The 21,169-nt window shown below is 76.0% G+C and carries 17 protein-coding genes; 11 read left to right on the top strand and 6 right to left on the bottom strand.

Annotated elements, in window-relative coordinates; genetic code table 11:
• The first annotated feature begins 48 nt into the window (after positions 1–48).
• The 7 genes from OU787_RS01255 to OU787_RS01225 all read left to right on the top strand — a co-directional run bounded on the left by OU787_RS01255 (position 49) and on the right by OU787_RS01225 (position 11,059).
• On the top strand, positions 49–1,836 hold the full coding sequence (locus OU787_RS01255) for a nitroreductase family protein (RefSeq protein WP_442788400.1): 1,788 nt from the start codon (positions 49–51) through the stop codon (positions 1,834–1,836).
• 103 nt (positions 1,837–1,939) lie between these two features.
• Entirely contained in the window at positions 1,940–4,729 is a 2,790-nt protein-coding gene (locus OU787_RS01250) for a lantibiotic dehydratase (RefSeq protein WP_063759744.1), read from the top strand.
• On the top strand, positions 4,722–5,825 hold the full coding sequence (locus OU787_RS01245; RefSeq protein ID WP_035957288.1) for a lantibiotic dehydratase C-terminal domain-containing protein: 1,104 nt from the start codon (positions 4,722–4,724) through the stop codon (positions 5,823–5,825). The genes OU787_RS01250 and OU787_RS01245 overlap by 8 nt, the downstream gene beginning before the upstream one ends.
• Positions 5,822–7,132 carry a M50 family metallopeptidase gene (locus OU787_RS01240; RefSeq protein ID WP_051817942.1) on the top strand — a complete coding sequence of 437 codons (1,311 nt, stop codon included), beginning with the start codon at positions 5,822–5,824 and terminating at the stop codon, positions 7,130–7,132. The genes OU787_RS01245 and OU787_RS01240 overlap by 4 nt, the downstream gene beginning before the upstream one ends.
• An 80-nt stretch (positions 7,133–7,212) precedes the next feature.
• Positions 7,213–8,136, top strand: coding sequence for an ABC transporter ATP-binding protein (locus tag OU787_RS01235; RefSeq protein WP_030463794.1), 924 nt, complete (start codon positions 7,213–7,215; stop codon positions 8,134–8,136).
• A 119-nt stretch (positions 8,137–8,255) separates the two neighbouring features.
• Positions 8,256–9,005: an ABC transporter permease gene (locus OU787_RS01230; protein ID WP_030463793.1), complete on the top strand. Its 750-nt coding sequence runs from the start codon at positions 8,256–8,258 to the stop codon at positions 9,003–9,005.
• Between the two features lie 101 nt (positions 9,006–9,106).
• On the top strand, positions 9,107–11,059 hold the full coding sequence (locus tag OU787_RS01225) for a TOMM precursor leader peptide-binding protein (RefSeq protein WP_380368959.1): 1,953 nt from the start codon (positions 9,107–9,109) through the stop codon (positions 11,057–11,059).
• Between the two features lie 42 nt (positions 11,060–11,101).
• Here the strand turns inward: OU787_RS01225 and OU787_RS01220 are convergent, their stop codons facing one another.
• Complete coding sequence (locus OU787_RS01220) at positions 11,102–11,275, bottom strand: thiazolylpeptide-type bacteriocin (RefSeq protein ID WP_030464616.1); 174 nt, start codon at positions 11,273–11,275, stop codon at positions 11,102–11,104.
• 236 nt (positions 11,276–11,511) lie between these two features.
• Here OU787_RS01220 and OU787_RS01215 point away from each other — a divergent pair, with 236 nt between their 5' ends.
• Positions 11,512–12,819, top strand: a complete 1,308-nt coding sequence (locus OU787_RS01215) for an amidohydrolase (protein ID WP_268658211.1) — start codon at positions 11,512–11,514, stop codon at positions 12,817–12,819.
• Between the two features lie 94 nt (positions 12,820–12,913).
• Here OU787_RS01215 and OU787_RS01210 read toward each other — a convergent pair whose 3' ends face one another.
• From OU787_RS01210 to OU787_RS01200, 3 genes are all read right to left on the bottom strand, one after another.
• A complete protein-coding gene (locus OU787_RS01210; RefSeq protein ID WP_030464618.1) occupies positions 12,914–13,351 on the bottom strand; it encodes a DoxX family protein in 438 nt (145 codons plus the stop codon).
• A 216-nt stretch (positions 13,352–13,567) separates the two neighbouring features.
• Positions 13,568–15,277: a serine/threonine protein kinase gene (locus OU787_RS01205; RefSeq protein WP_268658210.1), complete on the bottom strand. Its 1,710-nt coding sequence runs from the start codon at positions 15,275–15,277 to the stop codon at positions 13,568–13,570.
• Between the two features lie 342 nt (positions 15,278–15,619).
• Positions 15,620–16,849, bottom strand: a complete 1,230-nt coding sequence (locus tag OU787_RS01200; RefSeq protein ID WP_035956732.1) for a cytochrome P450 — start codon at positions 16,847–16,849, stop codon at positions 15,620–15,622.
• A gap of 235 nt (positions 16,850–17,084) precedes the next feature.
• Between OU787_RS01200 and OU787_RS01195 the strand changes: the two genes are divergently transcribed.
• From OU787_RS01195 to OU787_RS01185, 3 genes are all read left to right on the top strand, one after another.
• Entirely contained in the window at positions 17,085–17,669 is a 585-nt protein-coding gene (locus OU787_RS01195; RefSeq protein ID WP_030462739.1) for a sigma-70 family RNA polymerase sigma factor, read from the top strand.
• Positions 17,666–18,415 carry an anti-sigma factor gene (locus OU787_RS01190; RefSeq protein ID WP_030462740.1) on the top strand — a complete coding sequence of 250 codons (750 nt, stop codon included), beginning with the start codon at positions 17,666–17,668 and terminating at the stop codon, positions 18,413–18,415. The genes OU787_RS01195 and OU787_RS01190 overlap by 4 nt, the downstream gene beginning before the upstream one ends.
• 142 nt (positions 18,416–18,557) lie before the next feature.
• Positions 18,558–19,238, top strand: coding sequence for a hypothetical protein (locus tag OU787_RS01185; RefSeq protein ID WP_051817476.1), 681 nt, complete (start codon positions 18,558–18,560; stop codon positions 19,236–19,238).
• A gap of 103 nt (positions 19,239–19,341) precedes the next feature.
• On the opposite strand, the gene OU787_RS01180 is transcribed toward OU787_RS01185, so the two are convergent.
• Entirely contained in the window at positions 19,342–19,704 is a 363-nt protein-coding gene (locus OU787_RS01180; protein WP_030462742.1) for a DoxX family protein, read from the bottom strand.
• 123 nt (positions 19,705–19,827) lie between these two features.
• A complete protein-coding gene (locus tag OU787_RS01175; protein WP_030462743.1) occupies positions 19,828–21,126 on the bottom strand; it encodes a tetratricopeptide repeat protein in 1,299 nt (432 codons plus the stop codon).
• Between the last annotated feature and the right edge of the window lie 43 nt (positions 21,127–21,169).

The raw sequence follows: 21,169 nt of genomic DNA, 5'->3' as shown, positions 1-21,169 counted from the left end.
ACACCGCGCGGGCCGCGCCCGGCGGACCGAGCAAAACCCCAGAAGCAGATGCAGCCACTGACGCAGACCTGGATGGACGAGAGGGGAACGACCATGGGTGAGGCCCGCACGTACGCGTCCGCGGTGCTGCGGCGGGGCCGGGTCCCGATGGAGCCCGCCGACTTCGCCCCCGACTGGGCCGACCGCCCCCGGAAGGGCAAGTACTACCCCAACGCCCCGCATTTCCCGCTGCCGGACGGTCCGGTAGCGGGAAATGCGGAGCGTGAGGGTGTGGGGCGCGGGCTGTTCGGGCCGGGCGGCGAGGGCGGTTTCACGCTGGAACTGCTCGGCGGCCTGCTGAAGGACTCGTACGGGCTCACCGGCCGCCGGCTCGCCGTCCAGGCCAACTCCGACCTCGGCACGCTGCCCCGCTACCCCGACGCCAACTTCTCCCGGGGCACCGCCTCGGGCGGCGGCCTGTACCCGATCGGCATCCACTGGGTCAGCGGGGCGAGCGGCCCGCTGACCCCGGGTGTCCACCACTACGCGACACCGCACCACGCCATGCGCCGGCTGCTCACCGGCGACGTCACCGCCGACGTGCGGGCGGCGCTGGGCGGGCGGGCCGAAGGGTGTGACCAGTTCCTGGTGCTCACCGTCAAGTTCTGGCAGAACGCCTTCAAGTACAACAGTTTCGCCTACCACGTCGTCACGATGGACATCGGCGCGCTGCTGGAGACCTGGCGGATCTGGGCCGGGGCGCACGGCCTGCACCTCGGCGCGGCACTCTGGTTCGACGAGGAACGGATCGGACGGCTGCTCGGGCTGAGCCCGGAGCAGGAGGGCGTGTTCGCGGTCGTCCCGCTGCGCTGGGCCGGGGCCGGGACGGGGGCGGAGAGCGGGGGGCTGCCGACCGGGGCCCGGGTCGCGGCGGTGGAACGGGAGCGTTCGCGGACGGTCAGCACCTTCGAGACCGTCCGGCGGGTCCACGAGGCGACCCTGCGGGGCGCGGCCGAACCCCCGGCGGACGGCGTCCTGGACGCGGCCCTGCGGACGGCCTGGCAGCGGCTCCGGGCGGGGGCAGGGCCGGGGTCGGATCCGGGGTCGGGGCTGGGGCTGGAGCCTGGGGCTGTGCTGCTGCCCGTGCCGGAGCCGCCGGTGCTCGGGGCCCGGGCCGCGCTGCGGGCCAGGCGCAGCAGCTTCGGGAGGTTCACCGGGAACCCGCCGATGACCGCCGCGCAACTGGCGGCCGCCCTCGCGGCCGCCGACGCGGCCGGGCGGCTGGCGCACTGCCAGGAAGGCCCGCAGCAGCAGCCGCTGACCCGGCTGCACGTGTTCGTCAACCACGTCGCGGGCATCCCCGCCGGGGCCTACGCCTACGAGCCGCAGAAGCCGTCAGGGCCGTCAGGGCCGTCAAGGCAGCCCGAGCCGTCCGAGCCGTCCGAGCCGTCCGAACTCGCTGGGCCGCCCGAGCCGTCCGGGCGGGCCGGTTGGGTGCTGCGGCCGGTGCGGCTGGGGCCGCAGGGGTGGTTCCTGCAGCGGAACTACTTCCTGGACAACTACAACCTGGAGCAGTCGGGCGCGCTGATCGTGGTCAGCGCGCCGACCCCGGCGGTCCTGGACGCCGTCGGGGACCGGGGCCTGCGCCTGGTGAACGCCGCGGTCGGTGCGGCGTCGCAGGCGCTCTACACCGTGGCCCCGGCGGTCGGGCTGGCCTGCGGGGTGGCGCTCGGCTTCGACTCGGTCTCCTACACCGAGCACCTGGGCCTGCTGGACGGCGAGGAGTTGCCGCTGCTGATCATGATGGTCGGCCAGGAGCACCGCAGTCCCGCCGACTTCGACTACACGATCGTCTGACGGGGGCGGAGGAACGGTGACCAGCGGAACGACCGGTAGAACGACCATCCCGGACCAGGGCGTCGCCCCTCCGCGGCGGGAACCCGGGTTGAGCCCCCGCTTCATGCTGCGGGTCGGCGGCCTGCCCGTCGAGGCCGTGCACGGCCTGCGCTCGGCCGAGGCGTACGACTGGGCGGAACAGGTCGCCGACGAGGAGCAGCGGCTGGCCGAACTCGGCGGTCGGCTCAGCGAGTTGCTCTCGGTGCTGGTGAAGGCCGCCCCCGCGGCCGAGCAGCGCCGCCGACTGCTCGCGCTGCGCAGGCAGGTGTTCAACAACCGGGCGCCCGAGCGGCCCGCCGAGCTGCTCGACCTGGTCGAACAGGTCGGGCAAGCCGAACAACTCGGCGCGGCGGCAGGCGAGTTGTTCGCCGCCTGGCTGCCGGCCCGCGATCGGCTGGCCCGGCTGCACGAGGCCGGACGTCCGCTGCTCGAACGTGAACTCGTCCGCACCCGGGCCGAGTTGCGCCGCCTCGCCGACCTGGACGAACTGCGCCTCGGCCTGCTGCTCGCCTCCCCCTCCCTGGAGGGGCGGCTGGACGGCCTGGGCGCGCCGAGCGCCGCCCCCGACAAGCGGACCCGCAAGGCGGAGCGGTCGCTGCTGTCCTACCTGTACCGGACGGCCTGCAAGACCAGCCCGTTCAGCACCTTCACCCCGGTTGCCGCCGGGACCTTCGCCCCGGGCCAACTCCCTTTCGACGGCGAGGTGTTGCTCGGCGAGGCGCGCGGCAGCCACCCCCGGCTGAACGTCGTGGTGCTGGCCCGGCTGGCCGAACTCGTCGCCGCCGACCCGGCGCGCCGCCGCGACCTGCCGGTCGCCCCCGCGTCCGGCCTGGAACTGACCGAGGACCGGGTCCGCTATGTGCGGCGCTCGGTGACGGCGGGGGACGCGGGCGCCGCGGTGAGCTTCGACGCGGCCCGTGACCGGCTGTTCTTCCTGCGCCTCAGCGGCGTCCTGGACCACCTGCTCGGCATCTTCCGGCAGCGCCCCCGGATCCGCTTCGGCGAACTCGCCGCCGCCCTCGACGCCGAACTCGGCACGGCCGGGGAGCCGGGCGAGGCCGAACGCTACCTGGCCGCCCTGCTGGACGTCGGCATCCTCCAACTCCCGCTGCTCGCCACCGACGTGCACACCGCCGACCCGCTGGACGCCTTCCGCCGCGCCCTGCGCTCGCTCGACCGCCCGTGGGCGGACCGGATCGCCGACCGGCTCGCCGTCCCGCTCGCCGCGCTGCGCCGCTACCCCGGCGGCGACGTCCCGACCCGGCGCGCCCTGCTGGCCGAGATCCGCGGCGAATTCGCCGCGATCCAGGAGGAGTTGGGCGGGGACGGGGCGGCCGTCCCGCACACCCTGCTCTACGAGGACGTCTCCGCGGGCGAGGTGACGGCCGACGCCCGGCTCTGGGCCGAACTGGCCGCCCGGCCGCTCGCCGAACTCGCCCGGATCCTGCCGGTCTTCGACCTCGGCCTGGCCCAACGGCTCACCCTCAAGGGCTTCTTCCTCGCCCGCCACGGCCGGGGCGGGCGCAGCGACGACCTGCTGCAACTCGTCCAGGACTTCCACGAGGACATCTTCCACCAGTACCTGCAGTTCACCGCCGCCAAGCCCGCCGAGACCGCGCACGGCGGCCACCCGCCGGAGGAGAACTGGCTCGGCCGGCCCGAGATCGCCGACCTCGACCGGGCCCGGACCGAACTCGCCCACCGCATGGGCGAGTTGGCGCGGCAACTGCCCGCCGACGCGGAGGAGCTGACCCTCGAACCGGCCGACCTCGCCGCCGTGGCCGACCACCTGTCCTGGACGGCCGGTGACTTCGCCCCGCACAGCCACTTCGTGCAACTGTCGGTGCGGGACGGCGAACCGCTCGCGGTGCTCAACCACTCCTACGGCGGGCTGTGCTTCCCGTTCACCCGCTTCACGCACTGCTTCGAGCCCGAGGACGGGGGTGAGGGCGGGAGCGGGAACGGGAATGCCCCCGGCCTGTCGGCCGCGCTGCGGGCCGTGCTGGGCGAGGCGGTGCCCGCGGGGGCGGTCCTCGCGGAGGTCACCGCCGGGGCGGCCACCACCAACCTGAACCTGCACACCCGGCTGACCGACTACGAGGTGGTGTGCCCGGGCGAGACCAGCACCGCCCCCGCTGCGGCGCAACTGCACCTCGACGACCTGTACGTCGAGCACGACCCGGCCGCCGACCGGCTGGTGCTGCGCTCGCGCCGGCTGGGCGCCGAGGTGGTCCCGGTCTACCTCGGCTACCTCGTCCCGATGGTGCTGCCCGACATCCCGCGCAGCCTGCTGCTGTTCTCGCCGACCTCCCGGGTCACCCCCGAACTGTGGCGCGGCGTGCCCGCCGGGCCGCCGGTCCACGGCGTCACCCGCCGGCCCCGGGTCCGCTACGGCAGCCTCGTCCTGCACCGGCGCAGCTGGACCGCCGACCCCGAGGCGCTGCCCTGCCCCGCCTCCGGGGCGGGCGAGTCGGAGCGCTACCTGGCGTGGCAGCGTTGGCGCCGCCGGCACGGCCTGCCGGTGAGGGTGTTCGCCCGGATCCGGCCCGGCGGTGCGGGCGCGCCCGGCACCGTCAAGCCGCAGTACGTGGACTTCGCCAGCCCGCTCTCGCTGACCGCGTTGGACGGGCTGCTGGCGGCCGGTGCCGGGCAGCTGGTCCTGGAGGAGATGCTGCCCGGCGAGGAGGCCCTGCACGTCCGCTCGGCGCGCGGCCGGCACGTCGCCGAACTGGCCCTGGAGGTCCTGCCCCGCCCCGCCGGACCCGCAGCCCGGCCGGAACAGCCCGAAGGTGACCAAGGGCCGTATCAGCAAGGACAGTTCGAGCAGTGGCGAGGAGAGCCGAACCATGACTGACCGGCCCGCAGCACCACCCCCCGGCGCCCCCGAAGCCCCTGACGCCCCCGACGCCCCCGGCCGCGCTCCGGGCGAGTGGCTCGCGCTGCACGTGTTCTACGCCGCCAGTACCCGCCCGCTGCTGCTGCAGTGCGTGCGCCCGTTGGTCGCCGAGCTGACCGGGGAGGGACTGCTCGCCGGGTACTTCTTCATCAACTACTGGGTGGAGGGCCCGCACCTGCGCCTGCGGCTGCGCCCGACCGGCGCCGCCGGGGCCGCCGCCGAGGTGCGGCGGCGGGCCGAGGCGGCCGTCGCGGAGTTCCTGCGCCGCCGCCCCGCGCTCTACCAGGTCGAGGACAGCTTCTTCGCCGAGCTCTACAACACCATGTTCGAGCTGGAGTTCACCCCGGAGGAGCGGGCCGGGCTGCTCGGCCCGGACGGCCGGATGCGGCTGCGCGCGAACAACACCTTCAGCGTCGAACCGTACGAGCCCGAGTACGGCAAGTACGGCGGCCCGGCCGGGATCGACCTCGCCGAGTGGCACTTCCAGCACTCCAGCGAGCTGGTCGTCGAGGCCACCCGCACCATGAACCTGCACCTGCGGACCGTGGTGCTCGGCCTGGCCGCCCAGCTGATGATGACCATGGCGGCCTGCTTCCTCCCCGCGGAGGAGGACCTGCTGGTCTTCCTCGACCGCTACCACGCCTTCTGGAACCGCTCCTTCGCGGGCACCAACTACACCGCCCAGCAGGGCTACGACCGGGCCTTCCGCAGCATGGGCGACACCCTCCCGGCCCGGTTCCGGGCGATCCGGTCGGCGATCGCGGACGGCGCGCCCGAGCGGCTGCCCAGCGTGCTGCGCGGCTGGGCCGCGCACTGCCTGGAACTGCGCGACCGGGCCGCCGAGTCGGCCCGCCGCGGCCTGCTGGTCTTCCGCTCCTGGGACGGCGAACGCGACCTGACCGTCACCGACCCGGACCAGGCGCTGGCCATGCTGCTCTTCCCGTACGCGCACATGACCAACAACCGGCTCTCCGCGACCGTCCGCGACGAGGCGTTCCTCTCCTACGTGCTGGCCCGCGCGCTGCGCGAGCCCCGGCCCGCGGCGGCGCCGTGAAGAGCCGCAGCCTGCTCGACCTGACGCCCAGGATCCGCCCCGAGCTGCGGATCGGCCGGCCGCTGCGGCGCGGCGCCGCCGAGGTCCACCTGATCCAGGACCCGGACGGCGGACGGCAGTTGGAGGTCGGGCCGAAGGAGCACTTCGTCATCACCCGGCTCGACGGCACCCGCACCCTGGCCGAGGTCGGCGAGCAGTACGCCGCGCACTTCCGGGCCCGGCTCGGCGAACCGCAGTGGCAGCAACTGCTGGGCCTGCTGTACGCCCGCGGCCTGATCGAGGGCGCCCCCCGCCCCGTCCCGGCCGCGACCGCGGAGCAGAACGCAGAGCGGCACGCGGGGCAGTACGCGGAGCGGCACGCGAAGGAGCCCGCGGAGCAGTACGCGAAGGAGCCCGCGGGGCAGGGGAGTTCGGGCCTGCTGGCCGGCCGGGTCCGGATGGTCGCCGACGCGCCCGCCCTGCTGGAGCGGCTGCACCGCGCCACCGGCTTCGCCCGCCGCCCCGCCTTCCTGGTCCCGCTGCTGGCCCTGGTCGTGGCACTGCCGGTTGCGGTCGCCGCCGAGTTCGGCACGCTGGCCGACGAGACCGCGACCCTGGCCCGCAACCCCATCGCGCTGCTGGCGGTCGGCGTGCTGCTCTGGTTCAGCCTGGCCCTGCACGAACTCGCCCACGGGCTGGTCGCGCACGCCTTCGGCGGCCGGGTCGGCGAGATCGGGCTGCGCTGGCGGCTGCCGGTCACCTACCTGTACTGCGAGGTGGAGGACGTCCGGTTCTTCCCGCGCCGCCGCCAGCAGGTCGCCACCGCCGCCGCCGGAGCCGTCGCCAACCTGGTCTTCCTGCTGCCGTTCTGGCCCGCCCGGCTGCTGCTGCCCGAACACGCCCAGGCCCGCCCCTTCCTGGGCGCGCTGCTGCTGCTCGGCACCGCCGTCGCGTTCGGCAACCTCGTCCCGCTGCCGCCATTGGACGGCTACAAGGCGCTCGGCTACGCCCTGGACACCCTCCAACTGGCCACCGGGAGCCGCCGGTTCGCCCTCGTCCTGGCCCGCACCGCGCTCCGCCGCGACGGCGCCCGCACCGACCTGCTCCGCTACCCGCCCCGGCTCCGGCTGGCCTACGGCGGCTACGCGCTCGGCTGCGCCGCCCTCGCCGCGGCCGCACCGACCGCCGTCGGCCTGCTGCTGGCGGACCGGTACGGCCCGTGGGCCGGCGCCCTGCCCGCGCTGGCGGTGGCGGCCCTGCTGCTGCTCTGGGCGCTCGGCCGGGCCCACCGCGGACGGCGCGGCGAGAGCGGCGGGCCGCGCAGATGAACCACCGCAACCAGGGACACGGACCCGGTCGGCCGGCACGGACCCGATCGGCCAGGAGAGCCAGGAGAGGGAGCAGCGGCATGAGCACAGGCGACAGCCACCCGGACGCGGCGGTGGTGCTGGAGGGCATCACCAAGCGGTACGGGACGGTCCAGGCCCTCGACGGGGTGTCACTGACGGTCGGGCGGGGCGAGTTCTTCGGCATCCTCGGGCCCAACGGCGCGGGCAAGACCACCCTGGTGGAGATCGTCGAGGGCCTGCGCACCCCCGACGCGGGCACCGTCAGCGTCCTCGGCGAACGCCCCTGGCCGCGCAACACCGCCCTGCTGCGGCGCCTGGGCATCCAGACCCAGAGCTCGGCCTTCTTCACCCGGCTGACCGCCCGCGAACACCTGGAGACCGTCGCCGCGCTCTACCGCCTGGACGCGGCCGCCGCCGCCCGCGCCCTCGACCTGGTCGACCTCGGCGAGCACGCCGACCGCCGGGTCGGCCGGCTCTCCGGCGGCCAGCGCCAGCGCCTGGCACTGGCCACCGCACTCGTCCACGACCCCGAGCTGATCTTCCTGGACGAGCCCACCGCCGCCCTCGACCCGGCCGCCCGCCGCTCGCTCTGGGAGGTGCTGCGCACCCTGCGCGGCGACGGCCGCACCATCGTCTACACCACCCACCACCTGGACGAGGCCGAGGCGCTCTGCGACCGGGTGGCGATCGTCGCCCGCGGCGCGGTGCTCGCCCTGGACAGCCCCCGCCACCTGGTCAAGGCGCTCGCCGCCCCGACCCGGCTGCGCGTCCCGCTGCACCGGATCGACCTGGAGGACGCCCGCCACCTCGCCGGCGTCGACCGGGTCACCGTCGAGGGCGGCGAGGCTGTGCTGTCCACCCACGCCGCCCACCAGGTGCTGATCGCCCTCGGCGACCTGGTCGACCTGGCGGAGGTCACCACCCGCACGGCGACCCTGGAAGACGCCTACCTCGAACTGACCGCAACGGAGCGCCGATCGTGAGCGCGGACCCCGAACCGACCGCGACCGAGCGCCGATCGTGAGCGCCGACCCCGAACCGACCGCGACCGAGCGCCGATCGTGAGCGCCGACCCCGAACCGACCGCAACGGAGCGCCGATCGTGAACGCCTACACCGCCGTGACCCGGGCCAGCTACCTCGCCTACCTCCGCGACCGCACCTCGGTGATCTTCACCTTCGCGTTCCCGCTGGCCTTCCTGGCCGTCTTCGGGACGATCTTCCAGGGGCAGTCCGTCGACGGCGGCCTGTCGTACATCAACTACATCGCCCCCGGCGTGCTCTCCTGGGGCATCGGCAACGCCGCCCTGTTCGGCGTCGCCTTCACCCTGATGCACTGGCGCCGCGACGACCTGCTCCGGCTGATCTGGCGCACCCCCACCCCGCTGCCCACCGTGCTCGGCGCCCGCTACGCGGTCGCGCTGGCCACCGCCCTGATCCAGGCCGTGCTGTTCACCGCCGTGGCGATGTCCGTCTTCGGCCTGCGCCTGTCCGGGAGTTGGCCGCTCGCGCTGCCCGTGCTGCTCACCGGCACCACCGCCTTCGCCGCCCTCGGCCTGGTGGTCGGCACGCTGGCCAGCACGCCCGAGGCGGTCGCCGCGATCGCCAACTGCCTGATGGTCCCGATGGCCTTCCTCTCCGGCGCGTTCTACCCCATCGACCTGATGCCCGGCTGGCTCCAGGGCTTCTCCCGGGCCCTGCCGCTGCGCTACTTCGACGAGGGCGTCACCGACACCGTCGGCGGCCGCGGCAGCGCCCTGCTCCCGTTCCTCGACAGCGCCGCCCTGCTCGGCTTCACCCTGCTCTTCGCGCTGTTCGCGGCCCGGACCTTCCGCTGGAGCAACCGCGACTGACCCCGCCCCGCCGCCCCACCTGCCCGCCCCACCCCGTACGACCCACCCCGTACGACCCCGTCCGCCCCACCCCGCACGACCCCCTCGTCCGGAGGCACCAGATGACCACCCCCGCCGCCCTCGCCTTCGCGGAGGCCGGGCACCGGATGGCCCGCCGGCTCGCCGAACGCGCCGCCGCCGACGCCGCACCCGCCCCCGCGGTGGCCGTCCTCGGCGGCACCGACCTGCTGCGCCCCGAACCCGCCGACGCCGCCCGGCACCGGGCCCGGGCCACCGTCCACCTCACCGCGCAGAGCGTCCTGATCGGCCCCTGGGGCGGCGACCCGGACGACCCCGCCCCCCGGGCCTGCGGCACCTGCCTGGCCATGCGCTGGCAGCGCCTGCGCAGCCGCACCGAACGCGAAGCCCTGGAGACCGGCCGCCCCGCCACCCTGGCCGGCCCCGCCCTGCCCGCGCTGCCGGACCACGCCGTCGACGCCGTCTGGGCCCTGCACCGCCTCACCACCGCCCCGGACGCCCACCGCCCCGGCCCGCCCCGGGTCTCCCGGCTCGACCTGGAGACCCTCCAGGTGCGCACCGTCCCGCTGCTCGCCGAACCGCTCTGCCCGTCCTGCGCCGCCACGGCTGCCCCCGCCCCCGCCGCCACCACCGGCCCGCAGCCCGAGCCGCCGCTCGTCCCGCGCCCCCGGACGTCCCCCGGCAGCCGCCGGCTGCGCCCCGCCGACGCCTACCCGCTGCCCGAGGCCGCGCTCGCCAACCCGGTCTGCGGGGTGCTCGGCGCCGGCACCTGGACCGACGTCGCCTCACCCACTACCGCACCCGTCGCCGGCAGCGTCTTCATGCGCGGCCACGCCGGACTCACCGACGTCACCTGGAGCGGACAGGCCAACTCCTTCCGCCGCAGCCGCGCCCTGGCCTTCCTGGAGGGCCTCGAACGCTACGCCGGCACCCACCGCCGCGACCCCGCCCCGCCCCTGGTCGACTCATACCGCAACCTGGCCGCCACCGCCGGCACCGCCGTCCTCGACCCGCGCGACTGCGGCCTGTACCCGCCCCGCACCTACCGCGAGGACCCGATGCTCGACCCGTTCGACCCCGACCGGCCGATCCCCTGGGTCCGCGGCCGCTCCCTGCGCGACCTGGCGCCCGTCCTGGTCCCGGCCCGGCTCTGCTACTACAGCGCCGGAACGGCCGCCGACAACTTCGTCTTCGAGTGCTCCAACGGGTGCGCCACCGGCAGCTGCCCGGAGGAGGCGATCCTGTTCGGCCTGCTCGAACTCGTCGAACGCGACGCCTTCCTGCTCGGCTGGTACGGCAACGCCCCGCTGCCCGAGATCGACCTGACCGCCGGCCCCGGCCCCCGGCTGCGCGCCATGCTCGACCGGGCCGCCCTGCTCGGCTACGACGTGCACGCCTTCGACAACCGGATCGACCTGCCCGTCCCCGTGGTCACCGCGCTCGCCGTCCGCCGCGACGGCGGCCCCGGCACCCTGGCCTTCGCCGCCGCCGCCGGACTCGACCCCGAGGACACCGTCGAGTCCGCGGTCTCCGAGATCCTCACCTACATCCCCCACCTGCCCGGCCAGGTCCGCGAACGCCCCGCCGAACTCGCCGCGATGGCCGAGGACTTCGGCCTGGTCCGCCGACTGCCCGACCACGCCGCGCTGTTCGGCCTGCCGCAGATGGCCCGGCACGCCCGCAGCTACCTCGAACCCGCCGCCCCCGCCCGGCCCGCCGCCGAGCTCTACGCCGACTGGGACCGCGACTGCCCGCGCGGCCCCGACCTGCTCGACGACCTGCTGTTCTGCCGCGACCGGCTGACCGACGCCGGATTCGACGTCATCGCCGTCGACCAGACCACCCCCGAACAGCGCGCCCTCGGCCTGCACACCGTCTGCACCCTCGTCCCCGGCCTGCTGCCGATCGACTTCGGCTGGTCCCGCCAGCGCGCCCTGCACCTGCCCCGGCTGCGCACCGCGCAGCGCCGCGGCGGCCTGCGCGACACCGACCTGACGGACGCCGAACTCCGGCTGGTCCCGCACCCGTTCCCGTGAGCGCCCGGCGCACGTCCGGCCCGCCGAACGTGCCGGGCGGGCTCAGGCGGTGCAGCTGGTGGTGGAACAGGTGCTCGAGCAGGTGCTGGTGCTGGAGCAGCTGGTGGACGAGCCCAGCATGACCTCGCTGGTGTCCGAGTAGTCGCTGATCTCGAAGGTCTCCGACTCGAGGTTCAGGATCTCCTCGGCGAGCGAGGCGAGCGAGTTGTCGGCCATGTCGCTTCTCCTTCCGGTGCAGGGCGGACGGCCCGGCCGGGAACGGCCGGACCGGGAACAGGGCGGAGCGCCGGCACGCGTCCAACGCCCGTCGCCCGCACCACAGTTGTACCGGCCGCCGCTGGCGGCACCGGGCGCACCGCACTGACAACCCACTGACACCCCCGCCCCCCCCGGCTCCGACCCGTTCCGCTCGTCCCGCCCGTCCGACCCGATGCCCGAGGAGCCCGCGCCCGATGACCGCCCCCGCCCCCGCCCTGCCCGTCCCGCCCGAGGCGCTGCGGCCCGACCGGGCCGCGCTGGCCCGGGCCGCCGAGCTCTACCTCGACCTGCACCGCCACCCCGAGCTGTCCGGCGCCGAGGAGCACACCGCCGGGCGGTTCGCCGCCCCGCTCGCCGACGCGGGCTACCGGGTCACCCGGGGCATCGGCGGGCACGGGGTGGCCGCCGTGCTGCGCAACGGGCCCGGGCCGGTGGTGCTGCTGCGGGCCGAACTCGACGGGCTCCCGGTGGCCGAACGCACCGGCCTGCCCTACGCCAGCACCGCCACCGGCCGGAGCGCCGACGGGCGCCGCGTCCCGGTGATGCACGCCTGCGGCCACGACGTCCACCTGGCCTGCGCGGTCGGGGCCGCCGCCGCGCTGGCCCGGACGCCCGGCGACTGGCGCGGCACCGTGCTGGTGGTCGGCCAGCCCGCCGAGGAGACGCTCTCCGGCGCCCGGGCGATGCTCGAGGACGGTCTCTACCGGCGCTTCGAACCGCCCGCGACCGTCCTCGCCCAGCACACCGCGCCGCTGCCCGCCGGGATGGTCGCGCACGGCCGGGGGCCGGTGACGGCGGGCAGCCGCACCCTGGAGGTGGTGGTGCACGGCCGGGGCGGGCACGCCGGGACGCCGCACCTGGCCGTCGACCCGGTGCTGGCCGCCGCCGCGATCGTGCTGCGGCTCCCGGCGGTGGTGGCCCAGGAGACCGCCCCCGCCGAGCGGGCGGTGCTCACGGTCGGCTCCGTCGAGGCGGGCGGCGAGGGCAACGTGATCCCCGAACGGGCCGTGCTGCGGCTGACCGCCCGGGCCTTCGGCGAGCCGACCCTGGAGCGGGTCACGGCGGCGGTGCGGCGGATCGTCCGGGCCGAGGCGGAGGCCTCCGGCTGTCCGCGCGAGCCGGAGACCACGGAGCTCTCCCGCTCCGGCACCAACACCCCCGACCCGGCCCTGACCGGGCAACTGCACGCCGCGCACCGGGAGTTGCTCGGTGCGTCCCGGGTCGCCGACTGGCCCCCGTCGACCGCCACCGAGGACTTCCCGCTGTTCGGTCCGGACGGCGCCGCCCTGCACGGCGTTCCCGGCATCCGCACCGGCTACTGGATGCTCGGCACGGTCGGCCCCGAACAGTGGGCCGCCGCCCCCGGCGCCGGTGCCGCCGAGAAGCTCGCCGCCCTGCCCGCCAACCACTCCCCGCTGTTCCGCCCGCACGTCGGCACCACCCTGCGCACCGGCATCGCCGCCCTGCACGCCGCGGCCCTGGTCGCCCTCGGCCGCCCCTGACGGTCCGTCAACCTGCCTCCCCGTTCCCGGAAATCGGCCGCCGGGAACGCCGGAGCGGCCCCGGGACGCTCCCGGGGCCGCTCCGGTCGGCGGGTCAGGCGGTGGCGGGACGCGCCACCCGGGTGCGGCGGCGCAGCAGCCCGCCCAGCGCGAGGCTCCCCGGACCGGCGGCGGCGATCAGCAGGAACGCCCAGCAGAACATCGCGGCGGGCTCGCCGCCGTTCTGGATCGGCCACAGGGCGTGCTCCTGGTGCACGCTGAAGTACGCGTACGCCATCGAACCGGCGCACACCACCGCCGCGGGCCGCACCGCGATGCCCAGCAGCACCAGCGCGCCGCCCACCAGCTGGATCAGCGCGGCCCACCAGCCGGGCCACTCGCCGAACGCCGGCGCCTTGCCGTGGGCCCCGCCCAGCACGCCGAACAGGGCGGCGGCCCCGTGGCAGGCGAACAGCAGCGACACGACGATCCGGGCCAGGCCCAGCAGGACGGGACGGGCGCGCTCGGCGAGCCGCGAAAGGTCTTCGATCATGAGAACTCCTCGTGTGGGGGACGAGACCTGGAACGGGTGCGGGGAGCGCGTCCCAGGGCGGCGAACCGCCCAGCTTGAAGGACCGCGATCAATTCTGTCGCGGCGTCAGTTCCCGGGCCAAGACCCGAAACCTATGAGAATCCTCTGAGTGCTGCCCCGGCCCCGGCCGCTGCCCCGGGCGGGCGGGGCCGGGGCCGGGGCGGCGGCAGCGGCCGGTCAGGAGGTGAGGGTGAAGGTGAGGTCCGACCCGGTGGCCAGGCAGAAGCCGGAGGTGGTGACGGCCCGGACGTGGATGTGGTAGGTCCCGGGCTGCCGGTAGAGGTGGGTGGCGTAGGTCTTCGGCGGCGCGGAGGGGCCGGAGCCGGTGACGTCGGTGTAGGTGGTCTCGCCGTCGCCCCAGGTGGTGGTCATGGTGAACGTGCAGCTGGTGTAGCCGCCGGTCGAGGTCACCTCGACGGTCGGGTTGTCGCTGGTGCAGGTCGCCGAGGTGGCGAACACGCAGCGCGGGCCGTACGTCCTGGCGGGCGTGGGTGTCGGGGTCGGGGTGGGCTTCGAAGCAGGGGGCGGCGGGGGCGTGGACTTCTTCGCGCTGCCGGTCGCGGTCGTGGTCGGGCTGCGACTGCCGTCCGGGCCGCTCGGGGTGCTGCTCGCGGCGGACGCCGGGTCGGTGGGGGAGGAGCCGGCGGGGTCCGGCGCGGTGCCGGAGCCGGAAGGGGTGCCGGACGTCCCGGCGGCCGGGGCGCCGCTCGGGTGGCCGGTGCTCCCGTCCGGGGTGGCGGGCTGCTGCCCGCCCTGGATCGTGCGCGGCGGCGTTCCGAACGGGAGCAGTTGCACGGCGGTGGTCGCCCCGGCGGCCAGCAGCACGGGGACGGCGAACAGGACGAGCCGGCGGCGCCGGCCGGACTCCGTCCGGGGCCGCACCACCCGCAGGGCCCTGGTCCGCACCGAGGTGCGGGAGACCGGGGGCGGGGACGGCACGGGCCGCTCGGCGAAGGCGGCGCGGGCCAGGAGCAGCCCCATGGCGGGTTCGGGCCAGCCGATCGCCTCCGCGGGGGAGGGGCCCTGCTGGGCGGCGAGCCGGGCCAGCCGGTCGGCGGTGGGGCGGGCGGCGGGGTCCTTGTCCAGGCAGGCCGCGACGGTCTCGGCGAGGTTGGGGGAGAGGGCCCGCAGGGCGGAGAGGTCGGGCTCGGTGTGGACGATGCGGTAGAGCATGTCGACGCCGGAGCCCTCGCCGAAGGGCGGGCGTCCGGTGGCGGCGTAGGCGATCAGCGCGCCGAGGGCGAAGACGTCGACGGCCGGGGTGAACGGGCCGGTGTTGCCGGCCTGTTCGGGGGACATGTAGGCGGGGGTGCCGAGCACCATGCCGGTGCGGGTGAGCCGGCTCTGGTCGGCGGCCCGGGCGATGCCGAAGTCGATGAGGGTCGCGCCGCGGGCGGTGAGCATGAGGTTCGTGGGCTTCAGGTCCCGGTGGATCATGCCCAGGGCGTGCACCGCCCGCAGGGCCGTCGCGGTCTCGCGCAGCAGCAGCCACAGCCGGGCCACGTCCAGCGGGCCGCCGTTGACCGCGAGGACCCGTTCCAGGGTGAGGCCGGGCACGTAGGCGGTGGCCAGCCACGGCGGGCGGCCCTCGCGGTCGGCGGCCAGGAGCGGGGCGGTGGCCTCCGCGGGCAGGCGCGCCAGGTTGTCGAGCTCGTGCCCGAAGTGCCGCCGGAAGTCCTGGTCCTCGATGAACTGCGGCAGCACCTGCTTGACCGCGGCGTACCGGCCCCCGACGACGCCGAGGTAGACCCGCCCCATGCCGCCGGCCCCGAGCCGCCCCAGCAGCGGGATCCCGCCGATCTCCCGCGGATCCTCGCCCTCCAGGGCCTCGGCCCCGCTCCCGGCCAGGTCGAACCCGGCCCCTTCGGTTCCCCCACGTGGTGTCATGGACGCGCATGCTAGCGAACGGGGGTGTCCGCACGACCGGGGCCGGTGCCTCCGAACTGCACCACCGGGCCGCGGACTTCGCCCGGTGGGCGGTGGACTTTACCCGGTGGGCGGCGGGCGGTGGACGGCGACCGGGTCGCGGTACCGGGCGGACGGGGCCTGGGTCGCGGTACCGGGCGGCGCAGCCGACGCGGACCGGGCCGGAGCGCTCGCCGGATACCGCCGTCCGCCCGCCCGAGCGCCGCCCGCCGTTCGCCTGCCCGTCCGCCCGCCCGAGCGCCGCCCGCCGTTCGCCTGCCCACCCGTCCGCCGTCCGTCCGCCGCCCGGCCGGCCCTCCGTCGTCAGGGCCCTGCCGGGGTGGGGGTGAAGGAGACCTCCAGGCCGGTCAGGCCGCGGAAGTTGAGGCTGCGCTGCCAGGCCGGGGCGGGGCCGTCGAGTTTCCAGTCGGGCAGGCGGGTGAGCAGCGCCTCCAGTACGATGGCGCCCTCCAGCCGGGCCAGGGCGGCGCCGAGGCAGAAGTGCGGTCCGTAGCCGAAGGCGACGTGCCGGCCGGCGGGGCGGTGGAAGTCCAGCCGGTCGGGGTCGGGGAAGACCGCCGGGTCCCGGTTGGCGGCGCCGCACACCAGCAGCACGGCCTGCCCGGCGGCGATGGTGCGGCCCGCCAGGTCGAGGTCGTGCCGGGCCCGGCGCAGCATCAGCTGCACCGGGCTGTCGTAGCGCAGGAGTTCCTCGACGGCGCCGGGGATCAGCTCGGGCCGGGCGCGCAACTGGTCGGCGGCCTCCGGGTGGTGGAGGAGGGCGAGGACGGCGTTGCCGATGAAGTGGGTGGTGGTCTCGTGGCCGGCCACCAGCAACAGGGCGCAGTTGGCGAGGAGTTCGTCGAAGTCCTGGCCGGTGTCCTCGGCGCCGGCGCTCAGCAGCGCGCGCAGGGTGTGCGGTGCGGGCGGGCCGTCGTCGCGGGTCAGGACGCCCCGCAGGTAGTCGAGCATCTGCTCCATGGCCCGGGAGGCGGCCAGGCTCTCCTCGGCGTCCAGCCGGGAGCTGCCGATGGCCGCGGCGATCGGGTCGGACCAGGCGGACAGGGCGGACCGGTCCGCCTCGGGGACGCCGAGCAGGTCGCAGATGACGGCCAGCGGCAGCGGACGGGCCAGGTCGGCGACGACGTCGAGCCGGCCGGTCGGCTCGGCGCGGGCGAGGACCAGGTCGACGGCCTCGGCGATCCGGCCGCTCAGCGCGGCCACCGCGCGCGGGGTGAAGGCCCGGCTGAGCAGGGAGCGCAGCCGGGTGTGGTCGGGGGCGTCGCTGTAGAGCATCTGCCGGCTCAGGACCGTTGCCAGCGGCCGGAGTTCCGCGGAGACCGCCGCGAGGTCCGGGTAGCGCACCGAGGAGAAGCGCGGGTCGCTCGCGGTGCTGCTGACCACGTCGTGGCCGGTGGCGACCCAGGCGTTCAGAGTGCGGTCCCAGAAGAGCTCGCCGGTGTCCCGCAGGTCCCGGTAGAAGTCGTAGAGCCGGTCCTGGTGCTGCGGCCGGAGGGCGGACAGCAGCGACAGCGGCGCGGTGGGGGCGTTCACCGCGGCAACGTAGCACCGCGGACCGCCCCGGGGCGGGGCTTTCCGCGCACCGTGACGCCCGCCACCCGTCGGCGTCCGGGAGCCGCTGCGGGGTGCCGGGCAATCCGGGGCCCGGCCCGCTCCGAACATGTGGTGTCGGGATCGTTTCCCGCGGTCGTCGGCCGGTCTGCCGTGCGGGCGGGGAGGAGCGGGTGATGGTGGTCGTGCTGCGGAGTCGGACGGTGGTGGAGGGCTGATGGGTACGGTGGTGCACCTGTCCGGGCCGGCGCGGCCGGGACCGGATCTGAAGGAGCTGCTCGCGCGGGTGGTCCGGGGGGAGCGGGACGCCTTCTCGTCGCTGTACGACGCGGTGGCCGGGCCGGTGTTCGGCCTGGTGCGGCGGGTGGTGCGGGATCCGGCGCAGTCGGAGGAGGTGACGCAGGAGGTGCTGCTGGAGGTGTGGCGCACCGCGGTGCGCTACCGGGCCGAGCGGGGCGAGGTGCTGCCGTGGGTGCTGACCATCGCGCACCGCCGCGCGGTCGACCGGGTCCGCTCCGCGCAGGCGGCGGCGGACCGGGAGCAGCGGGTCGCGGCCGCCTCGCACGCTGCGGCCTTCGACGAGGTCGCCGAGCAGGTCGAGGGCCGGCTGGAGCGGGAGCAGGTGCGGCGCTGCCTGAAGACGTTGACCGAGCTGCAGCGCGAGTCGTTGACGCTCGCCTACTACCGGGGCTACACCTACCCGCAGGTCGCCGAGGTCCTGGGCGCGCCGCTGGGCACGGTCAAGACCCGGATGCGCGACGCACTGATCCGGATGCGCGACTGCCTGGGGGTAGGAACATGAACACCGCCGACCTGCACACCCTGACCGGCGCGTACGCCGCCCACGCCCTGGAGGCGCAGGAGTCGCTGCGCTTCGAGGAGCACCTGGCGAGCTGCCCGTCCTGCACCGCGGAGGTCGCCGAGTTCCGGGCGACCCTGGCCCGGCTGGGCTCCGCCGAGAGCGCGGCGCCGCCCGCGTCCTTGAAGGCCGCGGTGATGGCCGCGCTGCCGACGGTCCGTCAGGACGCCCCGGCCCTCGCCCCGCGGGCGGGCGGGAAGCGGCAAGGAGACCGGTGGGGCCGGCGGTGGCCGAGGTTCGCGCTCGCCGCCTGCCTGGCCGCCGCCCTGACCACCGGGGCCGTCGCCGTCCAGCAGCACCAGGAGGCCGACCGGGCCCAGGCCCGGGCCGCCGCCCTCCAGCAGCAGCAGGACCGCTTCGCGGACCTGCTGACCGCCCCCGACGCCCGCACCGCCACCGCCGCCGCCACCGGCGGGACCGGCACCGGGACGGTGGTGTGGTCCCACTCCCGCGCCCAGGCCGCGTTCCTCGCCACCGCACTGCCCGACCCCGCGGCGGGCCGCACCTACCAGCTCTGGTTCGCCGACGCGGGCACGATGCGCCCCGCCGGCCTCCTGCCCCACGGCACCGGCACCCTCCTGCTCACCGGCACGCCCGACGGCGCCGACGCCGTCGGCCTCACCCTCGAACCCGCCGGCGGCTCTCCCCACCCCAGCGGAGCGCCGATCATGCTGCTCCCCCTGTCCTGACGGCCGGTCAGTGGCAGGTCCCCCGCCCGGTGGACCAATCCGCGGCCCGGGCGGCCGCGAACCCCTGGTAGGAAGAGCGATCGCGGGCCGCAGGACACGTCCGGGGCCCGGACCGCGGAACCCCTCGCAAGGACCGATCGCCATGAAACTCCGACTGCTCGCCCCCGTCCTGACCACCCTGCTGCTCGGCGCCACCGCCCTGCCGGCCGTCGCCCACGAAGGCCCCGGCAGCGACCAGGGCGGCCGCGACGGCAGCACCTTCACCGCTTCGAAGTTCCTCTCCCCCGCCCACTCCCGGTTCACCCTGGCGATCCTGCTGCCGGTGCCCGGCAACCACGTCACCGGGGCGGGAACGGCCACCGTCCGCCTCAACAGCGACAACAGCGCCCAGATCACCGTCAACGCCAGCGGGCTGCTGGGCGGAGCCCCGCATGCGATGCACATCCACGTCAAGGGCAGCGGTGAGTGCCCGGACGCCGACGACGCGACCCTCCACAACGGGCACCCGGCGATCAGCACCACCGACGGCCTGCCCGCCTACGGCCCGATCGGCACCTCGCTGACCACCAGCGGTGACACCAGCCCGGCCAGCGCGCTGGCCGTCGACCGCTTCCCCGCCACCGGCGCGTTCCACTACTCCCGGACCATCCAGCTCACCAGCGACGTCGCCCAGCAGGTGCGGGCCGACAACGCGGTCGTGGTCGTCCACGGCATCGACTACAACCACAACGGGAAGTACGACAACATCCTCGGCCCCAGCGAACTCAACCCGATGCTGCCGCAGGAAGCCACCGCCCCGGCCCTGTGCGGCCCCCTCCACTGACCGGTCCGCCGCCTCGCGGGTCCTGACCCGCGGGGCGGCGCCCTGGCGTCCTGGCGTCCTGACACCCTGACGCCTTGTCACGCTGATGCCCGGTCAGCCCCGGTCAGCCCCGGGCCACCCGGACCGCCCAGGCGACCAGCGGCGCCTGCAGCGGCAGCCGGGCGAGGGCGACGGCCCGCTGCGGGGCCGGGCGGTGGCGCCAGTCGTAGGCCATCTTCACGTTCGCGGGGAAGACCGCCGCGAACAGGCCCGCGGCCGCCAGCGCTCCCGCCCGGCGGCTGCGCGGCAGGAGCACGGCCGCGCCGACGGCCAGCTCGGCGACACCGCTCACCCGGGTCCAGGTCCGGGGCGAGCCGGGCAGGCTCCGCGGGACGATCGCGTCGAACGGCTCCGGGGCGGCGAAGTGCGCGACTCCGGCGGTCAGCAGCAGCCCTCCCAGCAGGCGGGCGGAACGGTCGGATGCCATCGGTGCTCCCGGTGCGTGTCGGCGAAAGATTTGCTACCGAAGAGTAGCTTCGGCTGCCCGGGAGTGGAACACCGCCGGCGCGGACGGCGGGCCGGCGCGGACGGAGGCCCGGTGCCCCGGCGGTCACGGGGCGAGGGCCGCCCGGGCCAGGGGCGCCTGGAGCGGGTTGAACTGCGGGTCGGTGGCCAGGGCCAGGGACAGGTCGGTGCGGGCGTCGGCGGTGCGGCCGAGGGACCGTTCGATCTCGCCGCGGTGGTAGTGGAACAGGGCGTTGCGCCAGCCGTGGGCGAGGGCGAGGTCGGTGTAGCCGAGGGCTTCGCGGTCGGCGCCGGTGCGGTGCAGGGCCCAGGCGAGGGCGTCGGCGACCAGGGGGTGGTGGCGGCGGGACCATTCGGCCCGCAGCAGCCGGACGGCCGTGGCGGGGTCGCCGTGGTCGGCCTCGAACTGGCCGAGCGTCAGGTCGTCGACGACGCCGTTCGCGGCGGCCAGGTCGGCCTCGGCGCGCAGCAGCCGGTACTGCTCGGCGGCCTGTTCGCGGTGGCCGAGGGATTCGTGGAGTTCGCCGAGTTCGAGCAGGTACTGGGGCAGCGGCACCTTGGCGGCGGCCTGGGCGTAGTGGGCGAGGGCCTCGTCGGTGCGGCCGAGGGCGGCCTCGGCGCGGGCCTGCCCGGCCAGGGCCGGGGTGTAGGCGGGGTCGGCGGCCAGGGCGCGGCGGTAGCCGTCGAGGGCGTCGGCGGTGCGGCCGGAGTTCCGGTCGAGTTCGGCGAGTTGGTGGAGGCAGAACGCCTGGTCGGCGGGGTCGTAGGCGTCGGCGAGGGCGCGGTGCAGGGCGGCTGCGGCGTCCTCGGGGCGGCCGTGCTGTTCGAGGTCGTAGGCGGCGCGGGTGAAGGACGCGGTGCCGGGGTGGAGGTCGAGCAGGTGCTGGGCGGCGTCGGTGGCGCCCGCGTCGTCGCCGAGCTGGGTGCGGGCGTCGGTCAGGACGGCCCACGCCTGCCAGTGCAGCGGGGCGGTGTCGAGGGCCCGTCGGGCCTGGTCGGCGGCCTCGGCGAACAGGTGGCGGGCGTTGGCGAGGGCGCCGAGGCCGGTGAGCGCGTCGGTGTTGCCGGTGGGGGCGAGGGCGAGCGAGCGGTGCAGGGCCTCGTCGGCCTTCGGGTAGGAGGAGGCGTCGGCGGTCAGCCGGGCCTGTTCGACGTACTCGCCGCCGAGCCGCGCCCAGGCGGTGGCGTCGTCGGGGCGGGCGCGCAGGTGCTGCTGGTCGGCGCCGATCGCCGCGGCGAGGGCGCCGCCCGGCGGCGGCGCGGCGGGGTGGGCGGGCGCGGCGGGCGCGGTGGGCGCCGGGTGCGGCGGGCCGGCCAGGCCGCCGGCCGCGGCGAGGCCGCCGCACAGCAGGACGGTGGCGAGGACAAGGGGGAGACGGCGCACGGGAGTCGGTTCCTCGGTCGGCGGCACGGCCGGCGGCGGCCCC

Source organism: Kitasatospora sp. YST-16 (assembly GCF_026802215.1).
GTDB lineage: Bacteria > Actinomycetota > Actinomycetes > Streptomycetales > Streptomycetaceae > Kitasatospora > Kitasatospora cineracea.
The sequence above is the reverse complement of the archived record's forward strand: the minus strand, read 5'-3'. Positions and strand labels throughout refer to the sequence as shown.